We start from the raw sequence: 20,925 nt of genomic DNA on the forward strand, positions 1-20,925 counted from the left end.
CACAGCACTTTGCACTTTTATGTTGTTTTACGTCGTCGGGATGAACGGGAAACGGCGCAATAATGTCCTTGTTTAAAGGGTGTAGAGATGCATAATATTGCGTTTCGCGGGCGTTGTGGGCCGTTCTTCGTGTGTGTTTAGAGATTATTCGTTGATTGTATTTATCGTCCGTTATACGCAATATTTTGAGCTTTTACATGTGTTTGAGTCGTTGGTCTTTTCTTAGGTCTTGTATTTCTGTGTTATGTATGTCTGATGTTGGATATATAAGGTTTTGGACGCCACGTGAAAGATTGCGTTACGGGGGGATGAAATAATTCACAAATTATGCGGCTTTGTTATGTTGTTTATGTCTCAGAAACATCAGTGTTTCGTAGTATTTTTAACTTAAAAATCGGTTGTATTCAGTCTGTAAAAATTTTGATTTTTGCGCGTAATGCGCTGTTTTATTGCATGTGGATAAATGTAAGTCGATGGTTGTGAAAACCCGTGAGAGGCCTTTAAATTAGCTGAAACGGCCTTTTGAGGCATAAGCCTGCATTGTCTGTACAACGGAATGGTGGTTTTAGTCGCATCAGAAAAGCTCTTTGAGCGTGCGAAAAGCCCTTTTCTGTGATGCGAAACAGGCTTTATCGGAAGGGTGTAAAGCGGATGTTGAAAGGCAGAAAATGCTAAACGGTTAGTTATCAGATGGTTAGCATAATGCCTTATTCCTGCGTTATTTGTGGCCGAAGACAAGTCCGACCGCAAATACGCGGATTTTTAGGGCATGAAATTTAATAAATAAGGGTTTATAATTGCTTTGTGGCAACCATCAAACAAGTGTTTAGAGGGCACCGTCGAAATGGTGTCTAACTATCTCGGCACGTGCTTTTCCTACCACCTCGGCTATGTCTTCGAGACTGGCTTCGCGTATTCGTTTTACGCTCTTGAAGTGGCGTAGCAGTGCCTCTGCGCTTTTTGGACCTATGCCGCTGATGTTGTCGAGCTCGCTGTGCAAGGCGTGGCGCGAGCGCTTGTCGCGGTGGAAGGTGATGGCGTAGCGGTGAACCTCATCCTGAATCTTCGTCAGAGCGTGGAAAAGTTCGCTGTCGGTCTTCAGCGCTACTACCTGTGGCGGAAAGCCATAGAGCAGTTCGTTGGTGCGGTGACGGTCGTCTTTTGCCAGTCCGGCGATGGGTATGGATAGTCCGAGCTCGTCTTCCACAACCTTGCGCACCACTTCCATCTGGCCGCGTCCGCCGTCGGTTATGATGAGGTCGGGCAGGGGTTCTCCCTCTTCGCTCATGCGTCCGTAACGGCGGCGCACAACTTCCTGCATGGATGCATAGTCGTCGGGCCCGCATACGGTGCGTATATTGTATTTTCGATAGTCTTTTTTCGAAGGTTTCATTGCCTTGAACACTACGCATCCTGCCACTGCGTCGGTGCCTGAAATGTTGGAGTTGTCGAAACATTCTATGTGGTATGGCAGCTTCTCCATTTGCAGTTTTTGCTGCAATTCCTTCATCAGACGGGTCTGTTTTTGCTCCGGATTGAGCTTTTCTGCCTGTTTCAGACGGTCGAACTTGTATTGCTTACAGTTCATTTCGGACAGTTCGAGCAGATGTTTTTTGTCGCCGCGCTGCGGCACTATGAAAGCTGCCTCACGCAGTTTCCAGCTCATCTCGAAGGGGACAATTATCTCCGTGGCCTTGCTTCCGAAGCGTTCGCGTATCTCCGGAATGGCTGTTAGGAGCAGTTCTTCGTCTGTTTCGTCGAGTTTTCGTTTGTATTCGAAGGTGAAACTCTGGTTTATGGCGCCGTTCTTCACGTGTATGAAGTTGATGAATGCGTTGCGGCGGCTGTCGTCATCAGCTATGCTGAATACGTCTATATCTGTGATGGTGTGGCTCACCACTTCGCTTTTGGCGCAGAAATTCTCTATGAGCATATACTTCTGTTTGAGTGCTTCGGCCTCCTCGAACTTCATTTCGGCTGCTTTCTGCATCATTTCGTCGTATATGGCACGGCTTATCTCGCGCGTGTTACCTTTTAATATTTCCTTCGCCTGGTTTATGTTGGCACGGTAGTCTTCCCATGTCTGGCATCCTGTGCAGGGAGCGTTACAGTTGTGTATGTGGTATTCCAGACAGGGTTTGTACTTGTTTTGCTCTATTCCTTCCTTGGTTATCGGCATGCGGCATGTGCGTGGCTTGTATAACTTCTTTATAAGATCAAGTATCGCATACATGCTTGCCAGATGACTGTATGGACCGTAGAATGTGCCGAACTTGCGGTTTATCTGTCGTGTTTTGAATATTCTCGGCAGATATTCGTTGGTTATGCATATACTGGGGTAGGTCTTGCCGTCTTTCAGCAGAACGTTGTAGCGTGGGTTGTATTTCTTTATCAGACTGTTTTCCAGAAGCAGTGCGTCTTCCTCTGTGTTCACTACGGTGTAGCTGATATCACGTATCTTGGAGACGAGCACCTTTGTTTTGAATCGGTCAACCTCCTTATGGAAATAAGAGGATACGCGTTTCTTTAGACTCTTGGCCTTGCCTACGTATATTATAGTGTGGCTTTCGTCGTAGAACTGATAGCTTCCCGGCTTGTCTGGCATGCTCTGCACGATAGCCTTTAGCTTGTCTGTTATCTGCTGTTTTTCGTCTTTGTTCATGATGCGTAACTTGTTTATATAGAGCGTATTTAAGTGTTAAAGTTTCACGTGAAACCCTAAGCGTACATTTACTGTTCCACGTTCACTGTCCGTCGGTAGCTCTGTCTCCAGACGACAAAGTTATGGGTGTACTGCGTTCGGACTGTCGTGCCTTCGTGCAGGATGTGTAAGCGGGTGGTGAGAGGTCTGTATGGCACTCTTGGTCACGATGCCTGAGGACGGATTTCTTCTGTTCGTTTTTGTATGACGTCTGATGTCCCTGTTTGCTGATCTTGCATGTCGTTGTTATTATTGACGACACTTTTCGCTTTTGCAGGCAATGTATCTCTTTTGACTCTCTTTTCTTTCAGTTTCCTTACAGTAGTGGGTCTTTGTTCTGAAAATTATATGTTTTGTTGGAAATAGTGGTGAATCGTTCTGGAGGATACTTTTTTCTTGCTGCTAATACAGAACTTTTGTTTATTGATGATGCAGTATGCCGATTGCTTGATATTTATTCCTGTTTTCTCGTGAAATCGATGTTTTCGCTGCATAAAAGCGAAAACCGGTCGGCTGACGCAGGTATGACAACACTTATGTGTGTCCGTTCTGCATTTCAGCTGACCGGTTTTGTGAAATACTTAAATCTGTATGAGTGATGTTACTTCGATGTCTTTATCAAATGCATCACGACCGTTCAGATCTTCATTTACGAGCTCTATGATAAAGTTGCAGTATACTTTCTTTGGATTGAACTTCTTTACCAGATCGCATGCTGCCTTCATTGTGCCGCCGGTAGCCAGCAGATCGTCGTGTAGAAGAACTACGTCGTTTTCATCGATTGCATCTTTGTGTATTTCGATGGTATCGGTTCCATATTCTTTTGAATACTCCTGCTGTACGGTGTCGCAGGGTAGTTTGCCCGGCTTACGGCACAATACAATTCCTGCACCAAGGCGCAACGCGATGGCGGAAGACATGACGAAACCGCGTGATTCGATTCCTACAATTTTGGTGATACCTTTGTCTTTATAAAGGTCATACATTTCGTCGTTGATTATCTTCAGGCACTCCGGGTTCTTGAACAGGGTGGTGACGTCTCTGAAGTTAACTCCTTTCTTTGGCCAATCCTTAATACAGCGGAGATTGTCCAGCAATAGTTTGTTGTTCATTTTCAATAAGTTATAGTGTGTTTGTTATTTATTTTGTTTCACGTGGAACTATCTATGCATAAGCACGAGCAGTACATTGATGTCGCTCGGTGATACTCCGGGTATGCGACCTGCCTGTGCCAAAGTCTCCGGATTTATTCTTTCGAGCTTTTGTCTTGCTTCTGTGGATAGCTCGTGCAATTCAGAATAATTGAAGTGCCCCCTTATTTTGATGTTTTCCAGACGATGCATTTTGTCTGCAATCAGACGTTCACGTTCTATATATCCTTTATATTTGATACAGATTTCTGCGGCTTCTGTTGTTTCTTCTTTGCGTACGTCTATCGAAGAAATCATCTCTTTCAGCGATGGAATGATCTCGCTGAGATTGTTCATCGTTATTTGTGGACGTGATATAAGATCTGCAATACTGCATCCCATACGGAGAGGTGCGGTACCAAGATGTTCGAGTGCGTCGTTTATTTCGCGCGGTTTCACCGATGTATGATTGCAGAAATCAATGATTTTATCGATGTTTGCTTTTTTCTTTGTCCATACATCGTAACGTGGTCTTTTTACTATGCCGAGGTCGTAACCCATCTGTGTGAGTCTGGCGTCAGCGTTGTCCTGGCGCAACAATATGCGGTATTCGGCGCGTGAAGTGAACATCCGATAAGGTTCATCCACTCCTTTGGTCGTAAGGTCGTCGATTAGTACACCTATGTATGCCTCGTCGCGTTTGAGTACTATCGGATCGCTGCCTGTACATGCCAGTGCAGCGTTGATGCCTGCCATCAGTCCCTGACCTCCGGCTTCCTCGTATCCGGTGGTGCCGTTTACCTGACCAGCCATATAAAGACCTTTTATTATTTTCGATTCAAGCGAAGGATAAAGCTGTGTCGGATCGAAGTAGTCGTACTCTATGGCGTATCCGGCGCGATAAACCTTCACGTCGCGCAGTGCGGGGATTTTGCGCAGAGCTTCTATTTGCACATCCATGGGCATGCTCGACGAAAATCCGTTGAGATACATTTCGTTGGTATCTTCGCCTTCCGGTTCGAGAAAGAGAGGATGCTGGTCTTTGTCCGGGAATGTCACAAGCTTTGTTTCGATGGACGGACAATAGCGTGGACCGGTGCTTTGTATCTGTCCGTTGAAAAGGGGAGAGTCGGCCAAACCTGATTTGAGGGTGTCGTGCACTTCCTTGTTGGTATAACATGTCCAGCAGGGAAGCTGCTTCAGAGGTCTCCGCTCGCTTATGTAACTAAAACTATGATGATCGTTCTCGCCGGGTTGCTCGTCCATATCTTCAAAGTGTACGCTGCGCTTGTCTATGCGTACGGGTGTGCCTGTCTTCATACGCATGGAACTTATGCCGTGACGGGTGATGCTTTCGGTGAGGTTGAACACTGCTGGTTCGGAGCAACGTCCGCCCGGAACCTTGTGGCGTCCTATGTGCATCAGACCGTTGAGGAAAGTTCCTGCCGTAATTATAACACAGCGGGCGTGCAGTTCAACGCCCCATATGGTGCGTACACCTTCGGTATGTCCGTCCTTGACAAGCAGTTCTTCGGCCTGGTCCTGCCAGATGTCGAGATTATCTACTGAGTCGAGCACGTGTCTCCATTCCCAAATAAACTTCTCCCGGTCGCATTGTGCCCTGGGACTCCATACGGCCGGACCTTTGCCTCGGTTGAGCATTCTGAATTGTATTGAGGCCGCATCGGTCACCAGGCCCATGTATCCTCCGAGCGCGTCAATCTCGCGCACGATCTGTCCTTTTGCAATTCCTCCTACGGCGGGGTTGCAGCTCATCTGTGCGATTTTGTTCATGTCCATTGTCACAAGACATGTTTTCGCTCCCATGCCGGCCGCAGCGGCTGCTGCCTCGCATCCCGCGTGGCCGCCTCCGATTACGAGTACGTCATAAAATAAATTCATTATTTGCTGGAAAATTTGATGTCGCAAAATTAAGAATAAAAATCGATTTTTGCTTTAAAATAGTTTGATTTATCATTAAAATATAGTATTTTTGCATTCTGTATGGGGCAGCTGTTACCTATAAAAAGGTAACGGGGCGCGTGTGCTTAACTGCTATATTATGAAGAATCCAAATAAATCTAACAGTTAAATAATTAAATTTCAATCATTTATGTGGTTAATCAATTCTTCTATTGGTAGAAAAGTTGTGATGTCGGTAACCGGTGTCGCGCTTATTCTATTCTTGACATTCCACATGTCAATGAACATTGCGGCTCTCTTCTCAGGAGAAGCCTACAACATGATTTGTGAGTTCCTGGGTGCCAACTGGTATGCCTTAGTGGCAACACTCGGTCTGGCTTTCCTGGCAGTGGTGCACATCGTTTACGCTTTCTGGCTTACGATGCAGAACCGTGCTGCACGCGGTAGCGAGCGCTACACGGTGACAGTACGTTCCAAGAAAGTGGAGTGGGCGTCTCAGAACATGCTTGTGCTGGGTATCATCGTACTGCTCGGACTTTGCCTCCACATGTTCAACTTCTGGTACAACATGATGTTTGCAGAGCTCACCGGTATCACAGTGGCACACGATCCTGCTGACGGCTTCGCCTACATTCAGGACACATTCGCCAATCCGGTTTATGTAGTGCTCTACATCGTTTGGCTTGCTGCTATCTGGTTCCACCTTTCTCATGGTTTCTGGAGCGCAATGCAGACATTCGGCTGGAACGGTAAGGTGTGGTTCAACCGTTGGAAGGTTATCGGCATTGTTTACACAACTCTTCTGATGCTCGGTTTCCTCGTTGTAGTACTGGCTTTTGCTTTCAATCTTGCTCCGAGCCTGAACTGCTGCTACTAATTCATTCATAAAAAATAACTCATAATTCATAAAAGTTATGGCAAAACAACTTGATTCGAAGATTCCTGCCGGCCCCGTGGCTGAGAAATGGACAAATTATAAGGCTCACCAGCGTCTGGTGAACCCCAAGAACAAACTGAAGCTCGATGTTATTGTTGTCGGCACCGGACTTGCCGGAGCCAGTGCAGCTGCCTCTCTCGGCGAAATGGGCTTCAATGTCCTGAACTTCTGTATTCAGGATTCACCGCGCCGTGCTCACTCTATCGCAGCACAGGGTGGTATCAATGCTGCAAAGAACTATCAGAACGACGGTGACTCAGTATATCGCCTGTTCTATGATACAGTGAAAGGTGGCGACTATCGTGCACGCGAAGCCAACGTATATCGTCTGGCTGAAGTGTCAAACAACATCATCGACCAGTGCGTTGCACAGGGTGTTCCTTTTGCACGTGAGTACGGCGGTATGCTTGCCAACCGTTCGTTCGGTGGTGCTCAGGTTTCACGTACATTCTATGCAAAGGGTCAGACAGGCCAGCAGCTGCTGCTCGGTGCTTACTCTGCACTCAGCTGCCAGATACATGCAGGACGTGTGAAACTCTACACACGCTACGAGATGGAGGATGTTGTAATCGTTGACGGACGTGCACGCGGTATCATTGCAAAGAACCTCGTGACAGGTAAGCTGGAGCGTTTCTCTGCAAATGCAGTGGTTATAGGTACCGGTGGTTACGGTAACACATACTTCCTTTCTACAAACGCTATGGGTTGTAACTGTACAGCAGCTATGGCTTGTTACCGTAAGGGAGCTTACTTCGCTAATCCTTCTTATGTTCAGATCCACCCGACATGTATTCCTGTTCACGGTGACAAGCAGTCTAAACTGACTCTTATGTCTGAGTCACTGCGTAACGACGGACGTATCTGGGTTCCGAAGAAACTTGAGGATGCAAAGGCTCTGCAGGCCGGAACCAAGAAAGGAAGCGACATTCCTGAGGAAGACCGCGACTATTATCTGGAGCGCCGCTATCCGGCATTCGGTAACCTCGTTCCGCGCGACGTTGCCAGCCGTGCAGCAAAAGAGCGTTGCGATAAGGGCTACGGCGTAAACAACACAGGTCTGGCCGTATTCCTCGACTTCTCTGAAAGTATCGAGCGTCTGGGTATCGACGTTGTTCTGCAGCGTTACGGTAACCTCTTCGACATGTACGAGGAAATCACTGACGTAAATCCGGGCGAACTTGCCAACGAGATAAACGGAGTGAAGTATTACAACCCGATGATGATCTTCCCGGCTGTACACTATACAATGGGTGGTATCTGGGTTGACTATGAATTGATGACAACAATCAAGGGACTCTTCGCTATCGGTGAGTGCAACTTCTCAGATCACGGTGCAAACCGTCTGGGTGCGTCTGCGCTGATGCAGGGTCTGGCCGACGGATACTTCGTTCTGCCTTATACAATCCAGAACTATCTTGCCGATCAGTCTATCTGGCCGCGCATCTCAACAGATCTGCCTGAGTTCGAAGAGGCAGAGAAGGGTGTTCAGGCTGAGATCGACCGCCTGATGAACATCAAGGGTAAGCGCTCTGTTGATTCAATACACAAGGAACTCGGACACATCATGTGGGAGCATGTAGGTATGGGTCGTACTGCAGAGGGCCTGAAAGAAGGTCTTGAGCTTATCAAGAAAGTACGCAAGGAATTCGAGACAAACCTCTTCATCCCAGGATCAAAAGAAGGTCTTAATGTCGAGCTTGACAAGGCCATCCACCTCCGCGACTTCATCACAATGGGCGAGCTCATCGCTTACGACGCACTTTCCCGTAACGAGTCTTGCGGTGGACACTTCCGTGAGGAGTATCAGACTGAGGACGGCGAGGCTAAGCGCGACGATGAAAACTACTTCTACGTAGGTTGCTGGGAGTACCAGGGCGATGACACCAAAGCACCTGAACTTATCAAGGAACCGCTTGAGTATGAAGCTATTAAGGTTCAGACACGTAACTACAAGAATTAATAAACAACCACAGAACATACAATTATGGACAAAAATATAAGTTTCACACTTAAAGTTTGGCGTCAGAACGGTCCCAAGGCAAAAGGCCATTTTGATACCTTCGAGATGAAAGATATTCCAGGTGATACTTCTTTCCTCGAAATGCTTGACATTCTCAACGAGCAGCTGATCGAAGACGGCAAGGAACCTTTCGTGTTCGACCACGACTGTCGTGAGGGCATCTGCGGCATGTGCTCGCTCTACATCAACGGTCATCCACACGGACCGGCTACCGGAGCAACAACATGTCAGCTCTATATGCGTCGTTTCAACGACGGCGACGTGATCACAGTTGAGCCGTGGCGTTCAGCAGCATTCCCTATCATCAAGGACTGCATGGTTGACCGTGGCGCATTCGACAAGATCATCCAGGCCGGCGGATATGTCACAGTACGTACAGGTCAGCCGCAGGACGCCAACGCAATCCTCATCCCGAAAGAGGACGCCGATGAGGCAATGGACTGCGCTACATGTATCGGCTGCGGTGCTTGCGTTGCTGCATGTAAGAACGGTTCTGCAATGCTCTTCGTATCATCAAAGGTTTCTCAGCTCGCACTTCTGCCGCAGGGACGTCCTGAGGCTGCAAAGCGTGCCAAGGCAATGATCATGAAGATGGAAGAGCTCGGCTTCGGTAACTGTACCAACACCCGCGCCTGCGAGGCTGAGTGCCCGAAGAACGAGAGCATCGCCAACATCGCCCGCCTGAACCGCGAGTTCATCAAGGCTAAGCTGGCTGATTAATAAGAATTATCATTCTATAGCTAATCACAGGGCGGAGATTTCGGTCTCCGCCCTGTTTTTTTATTCTTTCATGCCGTAATTGTGGCTTTTTCTTGCGTCAGACGGCTTTTCTCCGTTGCGGCGGATGATTGTCCCATCAGTCCGTTTTGTGCGCTTAGAACGGACTGAAAGGTTGTTTTACAGCATTTATATGATGCCGACAGCCTGCGTATCATATAATTTTGTATATTGATGTTAAGTTCTTAAATCTTCATATGCTGCTGCGGACAGTGTGCAGTGAAGCGGTATGTGGATATGCCACTGATTATGATTCGCTGGTGCAGACATAGATGGCGCATATTCCGGCAGACCTTTTCCGTATAGAAATACTTCAGACAACAGCAGCCCAGGTTATAGGAAAGTATCATAATGAGCATGCATTCATCCTTTGATATGGTCGAGGCACGGTGATATAAGCGTTTTTATTGCGTGTCTAAGAATATATTTTTATACCATAGTACCAAAAACTTGTAAGACTGAAAATCAGCGTAGCCAAATCATCTCCCATACAAAATAATTCTATAATTTTGCTTTAGCCGATTATGGCGATTATTGTTTGTAATCTTTTGTAAATCAGTATAATAAAGTTATAATAATTTTCTTTGATTACCAAATTTACAAGAACTTACAATTATTAAAGCTCACGTTCAAATAGGGATATTAATGATATTATGCGTTATTGTAATAAATCATTGATTATAATAACTGTTTTATGAAGATTATCTATTTATTTTCTATCAGCTCACTGCTTATGATAGCAGGGATAAAAGCGAGTGCTCAGGAAGTAAAATCTGTGAAACCGTTTGAAGTTGAGATATCGGCAGGTGGTACTTACGGTATTGACAAGTATGTAGGCAAAAAACGGGTAGGTCCTGCTTTTGCCATTGAAGGCAGATATAATTTCCCACAAAATCCAATGGACTTAGGTTTGGAAATATATGCCGGAAGTACAACAAGAAAGTATGAAGGTTCAAACCTGTCAAACAGAATTATATCACTATCTGCTTATTCAGACTATAATTTTAATAGAGGAAAGAATTTTTCACCATTTATCGGAGTAGGTGTTGGTGTTGCATCTTGTAAGGTAGTCCAAGGTTATTATGGAAACGATGCGGTTAAAGCAATATTTACGCCACGTATTGGTATTGAAATGTTTAATCATTTTAGACTAACAGCCTATTCTAAATTAGGTTACAGAGGTTATAATAATTTTGGAATATCTGTAGGATACGCATTTGGTGGTGGCAGAAAATAGATTCATTCATAATGACAGATGACCTTAAAATTACGTGACTCCGGTATAAGAAAACGCATATAGAAATTGGTGATCTTACAAATATTTATACATTCTTATTGCTGAAAATCAAATAATTACAAACAACATAAGTGATGATTACCAAGGACATAGTTACGGAATTTTCTGTACCCTTGATGAATCTGATAAGAAAATCTGCATCTGCTATCACCGGCCAATGCCTGCATTCTTTTGAAAGGTGATGCCGGAATACTTTCCTGAAGAATACAGTATGGGCAACTTTAAAATTGTAACCGGATTCTGATTTTCAGGTCTGAGTTTTCAGTTCTACCCCGAAAAATAAGCGAGAATTTGCGGCCTGACTCTCCTTCGATCGCAAATCCGCGAATTATGAGAGGCTGATATAAAATATTGAATATCAATAACTTGTGTTTAAGAGCGATTCTATCGCCCTGCGATAAGCACCGTTTCAGCATGCGATAAAGCCCGTTTCTGGGGCTGAAATGCACCAAACCACACCATGATATAGGCTGAATCAGACCATGAAACGGGCATTATCGGAATGTCATTTGAACTGTCCGGCACTACATTACAGGGTATATGACACTGCCGTACAGTCTGAAACAGCCTTTATAACCCTTGATTTAACATTTCTTTACATCTCTTTCGCGAATTTATTTTGTCAAAAAAAAGTCAAGAAAATCTGTAAGTACGCCGCCTGAGTTTTCTTTAAAAGAGTTGATATCATTCTTAAAATGCAGACATGTTTTTCCTTAATAATTCCGGTATGAGGCGCGGGGCAATACACGTGGAACATGTGTCTTGCCTCCGATGATGTTTTTCCGGTTGTGCCCGTGCGTAATGGCTAATGCCTGTCGTGGGCTGCATCATACCGCGATGTCAGGGCGTTTTCCGCTGTTCTGTGACACTTCATTGACATAACCTGTTCCCACGGTTCTCCTCAAAACCGCTTTTTCTTGCGCCAGACGGCCTTTCTCCTCCGTGGCGGAGAGTTATGCCGTTGCCTCGCTTTGTGCATTCAGAACGGGCAGAAAAGGCCTTTCTGCCGCATTTCTGTGCCATGGACAGTTTGCCGGCCGCATAATATTTGTATCTTTGTATAAGATAGTATGCGGCTCGGCGAAGCCAAGACTTGTTAAACTATGTTTTTCGTTCTTGTCGTTGCTCTCGTCTTTCACTATATTTGCGGTGTGTTCATGCGTCTTCATCGGCTGTGGACCGTATGTCGGGAAGCACTGTGTGGAGATTCTGATTATGATCCGGTGTGCGCAGACATAAACTTTCGGACATGTCGTCATGCCTCTGAATGGACGGTGTATCCCTGCTGTCAGCCGGAATGTGTTATTGTGAAAAGGATAAAATGCTTTTATAGCAGGACGAAAATTCAAGCATTATGGTATATCGCAAATCATTATTGATAACAGTGTTCGCGGTTGCAGGCGCTCTTGTGTCCGTCTTTGCCGGTGGAGTGGAGTATTCCCGGCTTATGGACAGCCGACGCACAACCGGTGAATGCATCACCACCTGCGGTTCTCTTTCTGCCGATACTCTTTCGCAGATGTGTTTTCTTGCCGACAGTCTTGCGCCCGGCGATGTGCCTCCGGCCTTTCCCGGCGGCGACGAAGCCTTACGCAAATATGTCAACGAGCACCTCATCTATCCTACAATTGCGCATGAAAACGGCATCGAAGGCTGCATTCCGGTGCTTTTCACCGTCATGTCCGACGGTAGCGTGAGCGACATACGTCTTCTCCGCACCATCGATCCGTCGCTCGACCGTGAGGCTCTCCGTTTCATGAAAGCCATGCCCCACTGGACTCCGGGCCGCAGACATGCCGGCGGCGGCAAGCCCGCTGCCATGCGTTGCGTTATCATGCTTACGTTCGGACAGCCAAATCATACGGGGCTTTCACGCACCGTTTCATACACACCTCTTTCCACCGACGCATTCTCGCAGATGTTCTCGCTTACAGACGAGCTCGCTCCCGGCGATGTGGCACCGTGTTTCCCCGGCGGCGAAAACGGACTGCGGCAGTATATCAGCGACAATCTCGTCTATCCTACCATTGCACGTGAGAATGGTATCGAAGGCAAGGTTCCGGTGGCTTTTACCGTCATGCCCGACGGCACTCTGGCCGATATACAGCTTGTCCACGCCATCGATCCGTCGCTCGACCGTGAGGCCCGCCGTCTTGTGCGCGCCATGCCGCTGTGGACTCCGGGACGCAGACATGCCGCAGGCGGCAAACCTGTTGCCATGCGTTGCGTGGTTGTGGTGACGTTCAAACTGGCAGATGAGGAACCCTGAATCTCTATATGCTGCGGCGCATGGCCATAACTTCGGACCATGCGCCGTTGTTTTTATTTCCCTGTATCGGGGATGACAGTTTAAGGAACGTGCCTTTGGTGTTACGGTTAAGGCCGTTCCGCTTTATGATAAAAGCTTTATGGTGCAGCGAAACAGGCTGTTTCTATACGTCATAAGCACCGTTCCGGCATGCAGAAAAGGCTTTCCCGTGAGCAAGGGGAGAGGGAGATGAATAAAAGGTTATGACTGTATGCCAGATATGCCGCACATAATGAAAGACATGCTGCATATCATGAAAAATACAAAACTGTGTATAATTATGGCCGGAAGGCCGGACAATGTGATGGCGCGCGGCCGGAATGTCATCTTACGTCTGTGGCGGATATTAAAAGTCCGTGATTATTTCGCATGACGTCACGTGCTGAACTGCGGTCTTTCTTTGTGCGGCCGGCGGTCTTTTGTGCATGTTCGTGCGTCGTATCACGCGAAATATCACGGACTGGTTATGAAAAAGTGTTCTGTGTGTATAGTGCAAATCAACATCCGCCGCCGCTGTTGTTGTATGTATTTTCCTTTCAGATGCGCTTCTTTTTCCGTCTGTGTGCGTTTCTTGCCGTGCGTGCCCGATTGTGCCGCCGCGGCTTTTTCGCCCGTCAGAAGGCTTTATTTGTACTCCTGCACGGGCAGTTCGCCGTTGAGTGCTCCCAGCGCGTTGTAGGCCAGCGACTCCATCTCTCCCTCGCCGGGCATCACTATCACCGGCGCGAGATAGTCGGTCTGTCTCTTCAGCTCGTTCACGCAGTATGTGCTGTAGGCTATTCCTCCCGTCAGGATAATGGCGTCCGCTTTTCCTTCGAGCGCCACATACATTGCGCCAATCTGCTTTGCCACGGTGTAGAGCATGCCCTCGAGCACCGAGTGCCACGGCTCTTCGCCGTCCTCAGCCTTGCGCGACACGGTTATCATGTCGTTCGTCCCGAGGTGGGCCACAAGTCCTCCCTGTCCGCTGAGCATGGCCCTTATCTGTTTCTTGCTGTACTCTCCGCTGAAACACATCTCCACAAGCTGGCTTGCGGGCAGCGTTCCTGCGCGTTCGGGCGAGAACGGACCTTCGCCGTCGAGCGCGTTGTTCACGTCTATCACCTGTCCCTTGCGGTGTGCGCCTACGGATATGCCGCCTCCCAGATGAGCCACTATGAGATTCATGTCCTCATACTTCCTTCCCACCGACGCGGCGTATTTGCGCGACACCGCCTTGCTGTTCAGTGCGTGGAATATTGATTTCCGCTCTATGCCCGGCAGTCCGGTGAGCCTTGCCTGCGGCTGCATCTCGTCCACCACCACGGGATCTGCGATGAACGCCGGGCAATGACACTGCGCCGCAATCTCGTCGGCTATGAGCGCACCTAGATTGCACACATGCTCGTGCTGTGCATGACGGAGGTCGTATTTCATCTGCTCGTTCACGGCATACACACCTCCGTGCAGCGGTTTCAGCAGTCCTCCGCGGCCTATCACCGCGTCGAAATCCATCTCAATGCCCGCTTCCCTGAGGTTGCGCAGGATGTAGTTGCGGCGATACTCGTACTGGTCGTTCACACAGCGGAATGCTGCCGTCTCGGCGGCAGGGTGGTGTCCTCCCGACATCCATACCACTTTCTCGTCTTCGAATACAGCGGTTTTGGTGGACGTCGAGCCCGGGTTTATAACGAAAATCCTTTTCATTGTGTTGAGGATATGGAATATATGTCAGTTTCTTTCTTGATTAATGTTTTATGTCCTTCTGTCCGTATCATGCCGTACGGTATGTCATGCCATGTTGCACGCCAGGAGCAGGCTGCCCATCTTGGCCTCTGTCGAGTCGGCCCTCGATGCAATCACCACCGGCGCCACGGCTCCGCAGAGCATTCCTGCGGTTGTCGCTCCGGCGAAGAGTGTTATGGTCTTGTAGAACGTGTTGGCTGCTTCTATGTTCGGGAATATCAGTATGTCGGCCTTTCCCGTCACGTCCGAGGTCAGACCTTTTATGCGTGCGCTCTCGCTGTCGCATGCCGTCTTCACGTCCATCGGGCCGTCTATGGCCATGCGTCCGTATCGTCCTTCCGCCGCACGGCGTTTCAGTTCGGCGTAGCTCAGCGTGTGCGGGAACTTATCGCTCGTCTTTTCCGTACAGTGTATGAGTGCCACGCGCGGTGTGCATTCATATCCGTTGAGACGTCTGAACACGTTGAGCGCATATTTAAGTATGGCGTCAAACTGCTCGGTGTCGGGGCGGGGAATTACCGCCGCGTCGGCAAACAGCACCAGCTTCTCGTATTGCGGAATGTGTGCCGCCGTGATATGGCTCAGTGTGTGGCCGGGTATGAGCAGTCCGTTCTCCTTGTCGAGCACGGCGCGGAGCAGCACGTCGGTGTTCAGCGTGCCCTTCATCAGCACGTCGGCACGTCCTTCTCTCACCGCAGTCACAGCCATGCGTGCCGCCTCTTCGGGCGTATCCACCATCACTGTTTCGGCATGTCCCGGGCTGATTGCGGCCAGCTCTTCCGCTCTTCCGGCCTTCTCACGGCGCGCGAAGAGCACGAAGTCGGCCATGCCTTCCCTCAGACATCTGCTTATCACCTCACCCGTGTGTTCGTCCTCGGGTGCCGCCACGGCCACTCTTTTGCGTCTGTCGTCCTGGAGCAGCCTTTTTGCCATAGCTTCAAAATCAAGTCTTTCTTTCATAAATATCCGACTTTTTTACAAAAATAGTGTATTTTTCCGAATCCATATCCGCCGCAATAAGAATTTTATTGTAAGTTTGCAGTTAAAGAATCTTTATCGACCAGAAATGAGGAAACAACGGATACTTTCCACAGCATTGTTTTCTCTGTCTGCGGCATGCGTTTCCGCGAAAGTGCGGTCGGTGCGAGATAGATTTCTTATACCGTCGTTACGGTGTGTGAAAATGATTTATATTTCATAATGAAAAAATGAGAAACATATTATTGCTTTTAGCATTCGCCGCGTCTGTACTGACCGCGACGACCGACGACCGTCTGAGCGCCACGGCTCTTTCGCTCGAGAAGCGCGGTTACGTGAACGTGAAGAAGGCCGACCCTTCCATATTCGTGTCGCTCATGTATAGCCGAGCCGACAACTTTACGGGTGAGGTGCTTTATACCGACCTGCGCGAAGCCTATCTTCATCCCAAAGCCGCCGCTGCGCTTGTCAAGGCACAGAAACGGCTGAAGCAGTTGCGTCCCGACCTCAGTCTGAAAGTATACGACGCTGCGCGTCCCATGTCAATCCAGCAGAAAATGTGGGACAAGGTGAAGAACACGCCGCAGTATTTCTATGTCAGCAATCCTGCTCGCGGTGGCGGACTCCACAATTACGGTATGGCCGTTGACCTTACCCTCTGCACGCTCAAGGGCGACACCATACCTATGGGCACCAAGATCGACTACATGGGCGCTGCCGCCCATATAGACAATGAGGCTTCGCTCGTCGCCTCCGGCCGCATATCCAAGGAGGCACTGGCCAACCGCCGGCTGTTGCGCGAGGTGATGCAGTACGCCGGATTCAAAGCGCTGCGCACGGAGTGGTGGCATTTCAACTATGTGTCGCGTGCTACAGCGAAAAAGTATTACAAGGTAATAAAGTGACGGCATCCTGCTTTTTCAGCCGTCACATCGGTTATATCAAGGCTCTGGAACCATATTTTTGCGTTCCGGAGTCTTTTTTATGGATAAATGGACTTTAATGTCATTTTAATGACTGAAAGTCAGTCGGTTCCAAATATAATGTTTATCTTTGCGGACGTATGCGTGACGAAGCGTGAGACGTATATCTCAAAACAGATTTCAAAACCGTAAATCAATATTTTTTTATACACATCTATTCAATAATCAAACTTAATTCTTATGAGAAAACTTTTACTTTCATGCATGATCTTGCTCTCCGCCGGTATGTCTGCGCAGGGCATAAAGTTCGGCAAGCACTACATGGAACGAAGTCAGAATGCACGCAAGGCGGTTGTTGCTTCCGAAGAAAAAGCCGGGATGCGCACACAACGCAAAGGCGGTGTCATGCTCGACGAGGCATCCGAGATTCAGGGCGATTACTGTTTCCGCTTTGTCTATGCATACAACAAAGACAAAGAACGTTCTTCCGAAACCATCTACATGCGCGAGAAGATTGATGGAAAATGGAGTGACGAAAAACTCTATGATGTCGGCAGATACACTTACGAGTACGACTCTGACGGTCGTGTCACAGTAAAAGACGTGGTTTACGACGATGGCACCGGATGGTTTGCCAACTATCGTGTTATGGTGGAGTATGGAGATGGAGTGACATCATACACCAAGTATGAGAACTACAATGACGGCGAAGGCTATCAGATTGTGGAAGGCTGGAGCTACTATGACAACGGTCAGATGGCTTCACATACATATTACGAAACCAAAACCGGTCATATTGAGCAGGAAATGCGTTTCACTCCTGAAGGCTATATCTCCGGCATACAGAAGGATATGTACAAGCACACTTACACAGGTTCTGTAAACGACTCAACAATCGTTTCATACAATAGTGAATATAGTGAGGATAAAGGATATTATTTCACAGATCCGTGTATGACCGAGCATTATAAATATGACAGCACCGGCAAATTGTTGGAGTACTGTCGTTATGAAATGAACGGATATGAAAGTTATGAAGACGATTGCAAGTATGTTTATTCGTACGATTCATTAGGACGTATTGCAAAGATAACCAAATACAACTTAGGTGACGAAAACTCTGGTGTTGTAGCCAGCCGTGCAGCCGGAGAGCCGGAGTGGGTTGAGGATTATACAGAGACTTACACATACTTCAATGATGATGTGTACGGTATAGGAAATTCATGGCATGACGTGTTCGACTTCGACGGTCCGCTCACCAGCATGATCGTAAAAGGATCTGATTACAGTTCTGAGATGAAGGCAACACGTGATGCGTCAGGTAAAATAACGGCCATAAGTTTCAAGGAAGCTCCATCCTACGGTAGCTCGCCGGTGCATGAATTCACTATTGATGCGGCCGGTCATATCACAAAATACACCAGCGTCACTACAAACGATTGGGACCCCGATTATCGCAATGAATTCGTGCGTGACTACACATGGTCTGGAGAAAACCTGGTGAGAGGAGAATATCTGGATAAGACAACGGACAAAGCCGGGTCATACGAAAGTTCCTGGACTGCTGACTACAGCTATGGACCAAATTCTTTCACAATTATCGAGACCAACCATTATGGTACCAGCAAAACATACATGGAGCAGAAAGGCAACCGTTTCTATGCGTATCTGGACGATTCTGAAAATGCTCTGCGTGAGGACCGATGGGTGAACATACGCGAGGTGCAGACCGAGGACGTGAAATTCGTGCGTCCTAATGTGATGAAGGATTACGACGGATTCTCTACCGACAGCACTATCATTGTTTCAGTGGCAGGACGTGTGGTTTGTCTCAATGCAAATGACATTAATTATGATGGAGGCTATGGCTTCACAATGGGTATTGACAACAAGGACATGTTTTCCAACATTGTTCCGGAGGCTTACTTCTCTGTCAGCCACGATGGCGACAAGACTGTGTGCAAGGATATGGAGGATCGTCCGGTGTACATACTGGAGGGCGACCGTCTGATAAAGGAATACATATATTTTGAACCTTCCTATGAAGTACAGCCGGGAGAACCAAACGAGGTGAAGGGTAGTGCTGCCAATACCGCCGCTCGTTCTGAAACCGACCCGCAGACATTGTATGAGGAGGTGACATATCACTACGCCGACAACGGCCTGCCTACAGGACGTACTGTTGTTGCTGTGGACGAGAACGGCAGCCGCACAGAGGAGATCAGCATAGAATACAAATATGATCCGACCAGCGGTATCAATGCTCCAGAGTTCTCTGCAACACAGGGCGCATCACTCAACGGCCGTACTCTTGGCATTGCCGACGGTGGAGTGTTCTGCGTTTACGATGTACAGGGTCGTCTGCTTGCAGCCAACACAACATCATACACATTCGCTACAGCCGGCGTTTATGTAATAACAGTGAACGGAAACAGCTTTAAGATGAGCGTGAAATAAATAGAGAACGTGTCTTTTGAGGACACATCCTGGAATATCCTGGCGCGGGACGGAACGTGGTTCTGTCCCGCGCTTTGCGTATGCAGTTGCATGTATAAATATGCAATTCCTGTTTTCTTTATGCATAAGTCTTTCATCTAAACTTCTCGAGAGTGTCCGCGCTTTGCGTTGATGCATTGTTTTTCTTGTATTCCTATTGTATTTTCATGCGTGTATCATACGCTTCTGGTGCGTTTTTCGTTTATATTTCGCAAAAAAATGTCCGGATTTTTACTGTCTGCGAACGTATATTTATGAAGACGCAGCATGTGCCTGTATTGTCCTGTCAGACTTTTTCAAATCCTTACGGCTGCTTTCTTGTGTGCGCGCAGTGTCTGTTCTGTTGGAGGAAAATTCGGCTGTCACGCGCAAAAAAAATGCCCTTGAGGGCGTGCTTTCTTCATGTCGCACTGTCTCAAGGGCATATATCGCTGTAGGACGGCTTATTTCCCGATATCCATCTTCCATTTGCCGTTCTCGTCTTTTATCATCTTGCACTCTTCTTCTTTTTCTTCGCCATTGCCGAACACCATCTTTACCGTCACCACAGCTTTGTCTCCGCTCTCGTCGATGGTTTCGGAGAGAATCTCATAAGATTTGAATCCGCCTTTCTTGCCATAGGTACTCTCGGCTTTGCTCTGTAACATTCCGGAGATGGCTTTCTTGGCAGCCTCGGGGTCTTCACCCTCTTTCACCTTGATATAGGCACAGTCCACGAACTTGTCGTAGTTCTTGCTCTGGAGTGCTGACATGGCTTCTTCTGCTACACTCTTGGGTGAGTTGCCACCGCCGCAGGCTGTGAACGCGAACATGGTCGCTGCTACGACCAGCATCAAAAACACTTTTTTCATAATCATATAAGTTTTAGAAAGTTAATAAAGTTATGTTTAGAAATAGATTATTCTCTCAAATTTTTCGCTTTTGCAAAGGTCGGACGGCAGTATGCATCTCAGTTTGAGGCCGGGCAATCTTATGTCGTGTCTTTTACTGCCGGCTATCGGTAGTCCGGCAGTTCTGTAGACATGCTCTATCAGTTCGCAGCAGTACATACGGGTGGTGTCGGAGTCGTCGTACTCGTGGTCGAACAGAGTGCCGCGCCGGTATATCTCTACTGCGTGCCGCGCGGCTCTGGCAGCTGTTGCCGTATCACCTCTTAGTCTTTTCACCTCGCCCGTTTTGGCATTGATGGAGAGAAAGAACTTTTCGGGTGTCTCCATTTTCACGCGGTCCACATCGCCTTTGAAGTCGGGTTCGTCGGGCACTGCATGCACCACCATCATCGTACCGCACGAGTCCACCACTATTCCCACATGCGAGTAGTTGCCGTTCCGGTCTGCCATAAGGACCGCATGGCTCGTTAGTCCGTTGCCACGTCGGAATACCAGATCGCCTGCCTTCAGCCGGCAGTCTTTGGGCAGAATGCTCACAAATCCCGTCTCTGTGCACGAGGCGAGTAGGGCTGTGGTCATTATGATTGTGAGCATGAAGTTTTTCATAAGATGTCGTGTTGTACGATATATGATGGGAGTGTGCATCACGGCAAGGATTGTAAGCTTTTATAATCGGTATCCGCCTGTGCCGATCCACATTCAGTATTTTACAAATATAAGTAAAAAAAACAATTTACTAATGTATGTTGTTAATATATCACAACAAAATGGCGGATTCCCGTTAGCTGTTCGATGTATATATTTAAGAATTACAAGAGAA

At 47.8% G+C, this 20,925-nt stretch carries 14 protein-coding genes; 7 read left to right on the forward strand and 7 right to left on the reverse strand.

Annotated features, from left to right (window positions below):
- Positions 1 to 826 precede the first annotated feature (826 nt).
- The 3 genes from uvrC to mnmG form a co-directional block, all read right to left on the reverse strand.
- Positions 827 to 2,662, reverse strand: coding sequence for an excinuclease ABC subunit UvrC (gene uvrC, locus WKT13_RS02130; RefSeq protein ID WP_298618991.1), 1,836 nt, complete (start codon positions 2,660 to 2,662; stop codon positions 827 to 829).
- A 620-nt stretch (positions 2,663 to 3,282) separates the two neighbouring features.
- A complete protein-coding gene (locus tag WKT13_RS02135; protein WP_340322621.1) occupies positions 3,283 to 3,813 on the reverse strand; it encodes an adenine phosphoribosyltransferase in 531 nt (176 codons plus the stop codon).
- Between the two features lie 48 nt (positions 3,814 to 3,861).
- Positions 3,862 to 5,733 carry a tRNA uridine-5-carboxymethylaminomethyl(34) synthesis enzyme MnmG gene (gene mnmG / locus WKT13_RS02140; RefSeq protein ID WP_340322622.1) on the reverse strand — a complete coding sequence of 624 codons (1,872 nt, stop codon included), beginning with the start codon at positions 5,731 to 5,733 and terminating at the stop codon, positions 3,862 to 3,864.
- A gap of 211 nt (positions 5,734 to 5,944) precedes the next feature.
- Between mnmG and WKT13_RS02145 the strand changes: the two genes are divergently transcribed.
- From WKT13_RS02145 to WKT13_RS02165, 5 genes are all read left to right on the forward strand, one after another.
- Complete coding sequence (locus WKT13_RS02145) at positions 5,945 to 6,631, forward strand: succinate dehydrogenase/fumarate reductase cytochrome b subunit (RefSeq protein ID WP_298618985.1); 687 nt, start codon at positions 5,945 to 5,947, stop codon at positions 6,629 to 6,631.
- A 37-nt stretch (positions 6,632 to 6,668) separates the two neighbouring features.
- On the forward strand, positions 6,669 to 8,651 hold the full coding sequence (locus WKT13_RS02150; RefSeq protein WP_298618983.1) for a fumarate reductase/succinate dehydrogenase flavoprotein subunit: 1,983 nt from the start codon (positions 6,669 to 6,671) through the stop codon (positions 8,649 to 8,651).
- Positions 8,652 to 8,675: 24 nt separating this feature from the next.
- Positions 8,676 to 9,431 carry a succinate dehydrogenase/fumarate reductase iron-sulfur subunit gene (locus tag WKT13_RS02155; RefSeq protein ID WP_298618981.1) on the forward strand — a complete coding sequence of 252 codons (756 nt, stop codon included), beginning with the start codon at positions 8,676 to 8,678 and terminating at the stop codon, positions 9,429 to 9,431.
- Positions 9,432 to 10,182: 751 nt separating this feature from the next.
- Positions 10,183 to 10,725 (forward strand): outer membrane beta-barrel protein, encoded by a 543-nt coding sequence (locus WKT13_RS02160; RefSeq protein ID WP_340322623.1) that lies wholly within the window; start codon positions 10,183 to 10,185, stop codon positions 10,723 to 10,725.
- Between the two features lie 1,414 nt (positions 10,726 to 12,139).
- Entirely contained in the window at positions 12,140 to 13,054 is a 915-nt protein-coding gene (locus WKT13_RS02165; protein WP_340322624.1) for an energy transducer TonB, read from the forward strand.
- A 663-nt stretch (positions 13,055 to 13,717) separates the two neighbouring features.
- Here WKT13_RS02165 and buk read toward each other — a convergent pair.
- Together buk and WKT13_RS02175 are read right to left on the reverse strand one after the other, a co-directional pair.
- Complete coding sequence (gene buk / locus WKT13_RS02170) at positions 13,718 to 14,779, reverse strand: butyrate kinase (RefSeq protein ID WP_340322625.1); 1,062 nt, start codon at positions 14,777 to 14,779, stop codon at positions 13,718 to 13,720.
- An 84-nt stretch (positions 14,780 to 14,863) separates the two neighbouring features.
- Positions 14,864 to 15,778 carry a phosphate acyltransferase gene (locus WKT13_RS02175; RefSeq protein ID WP_340322626.1) on the reverse strand — a complete coding sequence of 305 codons (915 nt, stop codon included), beginning with the start codon at positions 15,776 to 15,778 and terminating at the stop codon, positions 14,864 to 14,866.
- A gap of 248 nt (positions 15,779 to 16,026) precedes the next feature.
- On the opposite strand from WKT13_RS02175, the gene WKT13_RS02180 reads away from it, so the two are divergent.
- Together WKT13_RS02180 and WKT13_RS02185 are read left to right on the forward strand one after the other, a co-directional pair.
- On the forward strand, positions 16,027 to 16,701 hold the full coding sequence (locus tag WKT13_RS02180; RefSeq protein WP_340322627.1) for a M15 family metallopeptidase: 675 nt from the start codon (positions 16,027 to 16,029) through the stop codon (positions 16,699 to 16,701).
- A 258-nt stretch (positions 16,702 to 16,959) separates the two neighbouring features.
- Complete coding sequence (locus tag WKT13_RS02185) at positions 16,960 to 19,176, forward strand: hypothetical protein (protein WP_340322628.1); 2,217 nt, start codon at positions 16,960 to 16,962, stop codon at positions 19,174 to 19,176.
- A 482-nt stretch (positions 19,177 to 19,658) separates the two neighbouring features.
- On the opposite strand, the gene WKT13_RS02190 is transcribed toward WKT13_RS02185, so the two are convergent.
- Both WKT13_RS02190 and WKT13_RS02195 read right to left on the reverse strand, forming a co-directional pair.
- Entirely contained in the window at positions 19,659 to 20,066 is a 408-nt protein-coding gene (locus WKT13_RS02190) for a DUF4878 domain-containing protein (RefSeq protein ID WP_340322629.1), read from the reverse strand.
- A gap of 36 nt (positions 20,067 to 20,102) precedes the next feature.
- Positions 20,103 to 20,711: a YiiX/YebB-like N1pC/P60 family cysteine hydrolase gene (locus WKT13_RS02195; RefSeq protein ID WP_340322630.1), complete on the reverse strand. Its 609-nt coding sequence runs from the start codon at positions 20,709 to 20,711 to the stop codon at positions 20,103 to 20,105.
- Between the last annotated feature and the right edge of the window lie 214 nt (positions 20,712 to 20,925).

Source organism: Prevotella sp. HCN-7019 (assembly GCF_037890215.1).
Lineage (GTDB): Bacteria > Bacteroidota > Bacteroidia > Bacteroidales > Bacteroidaceae > Prevotella.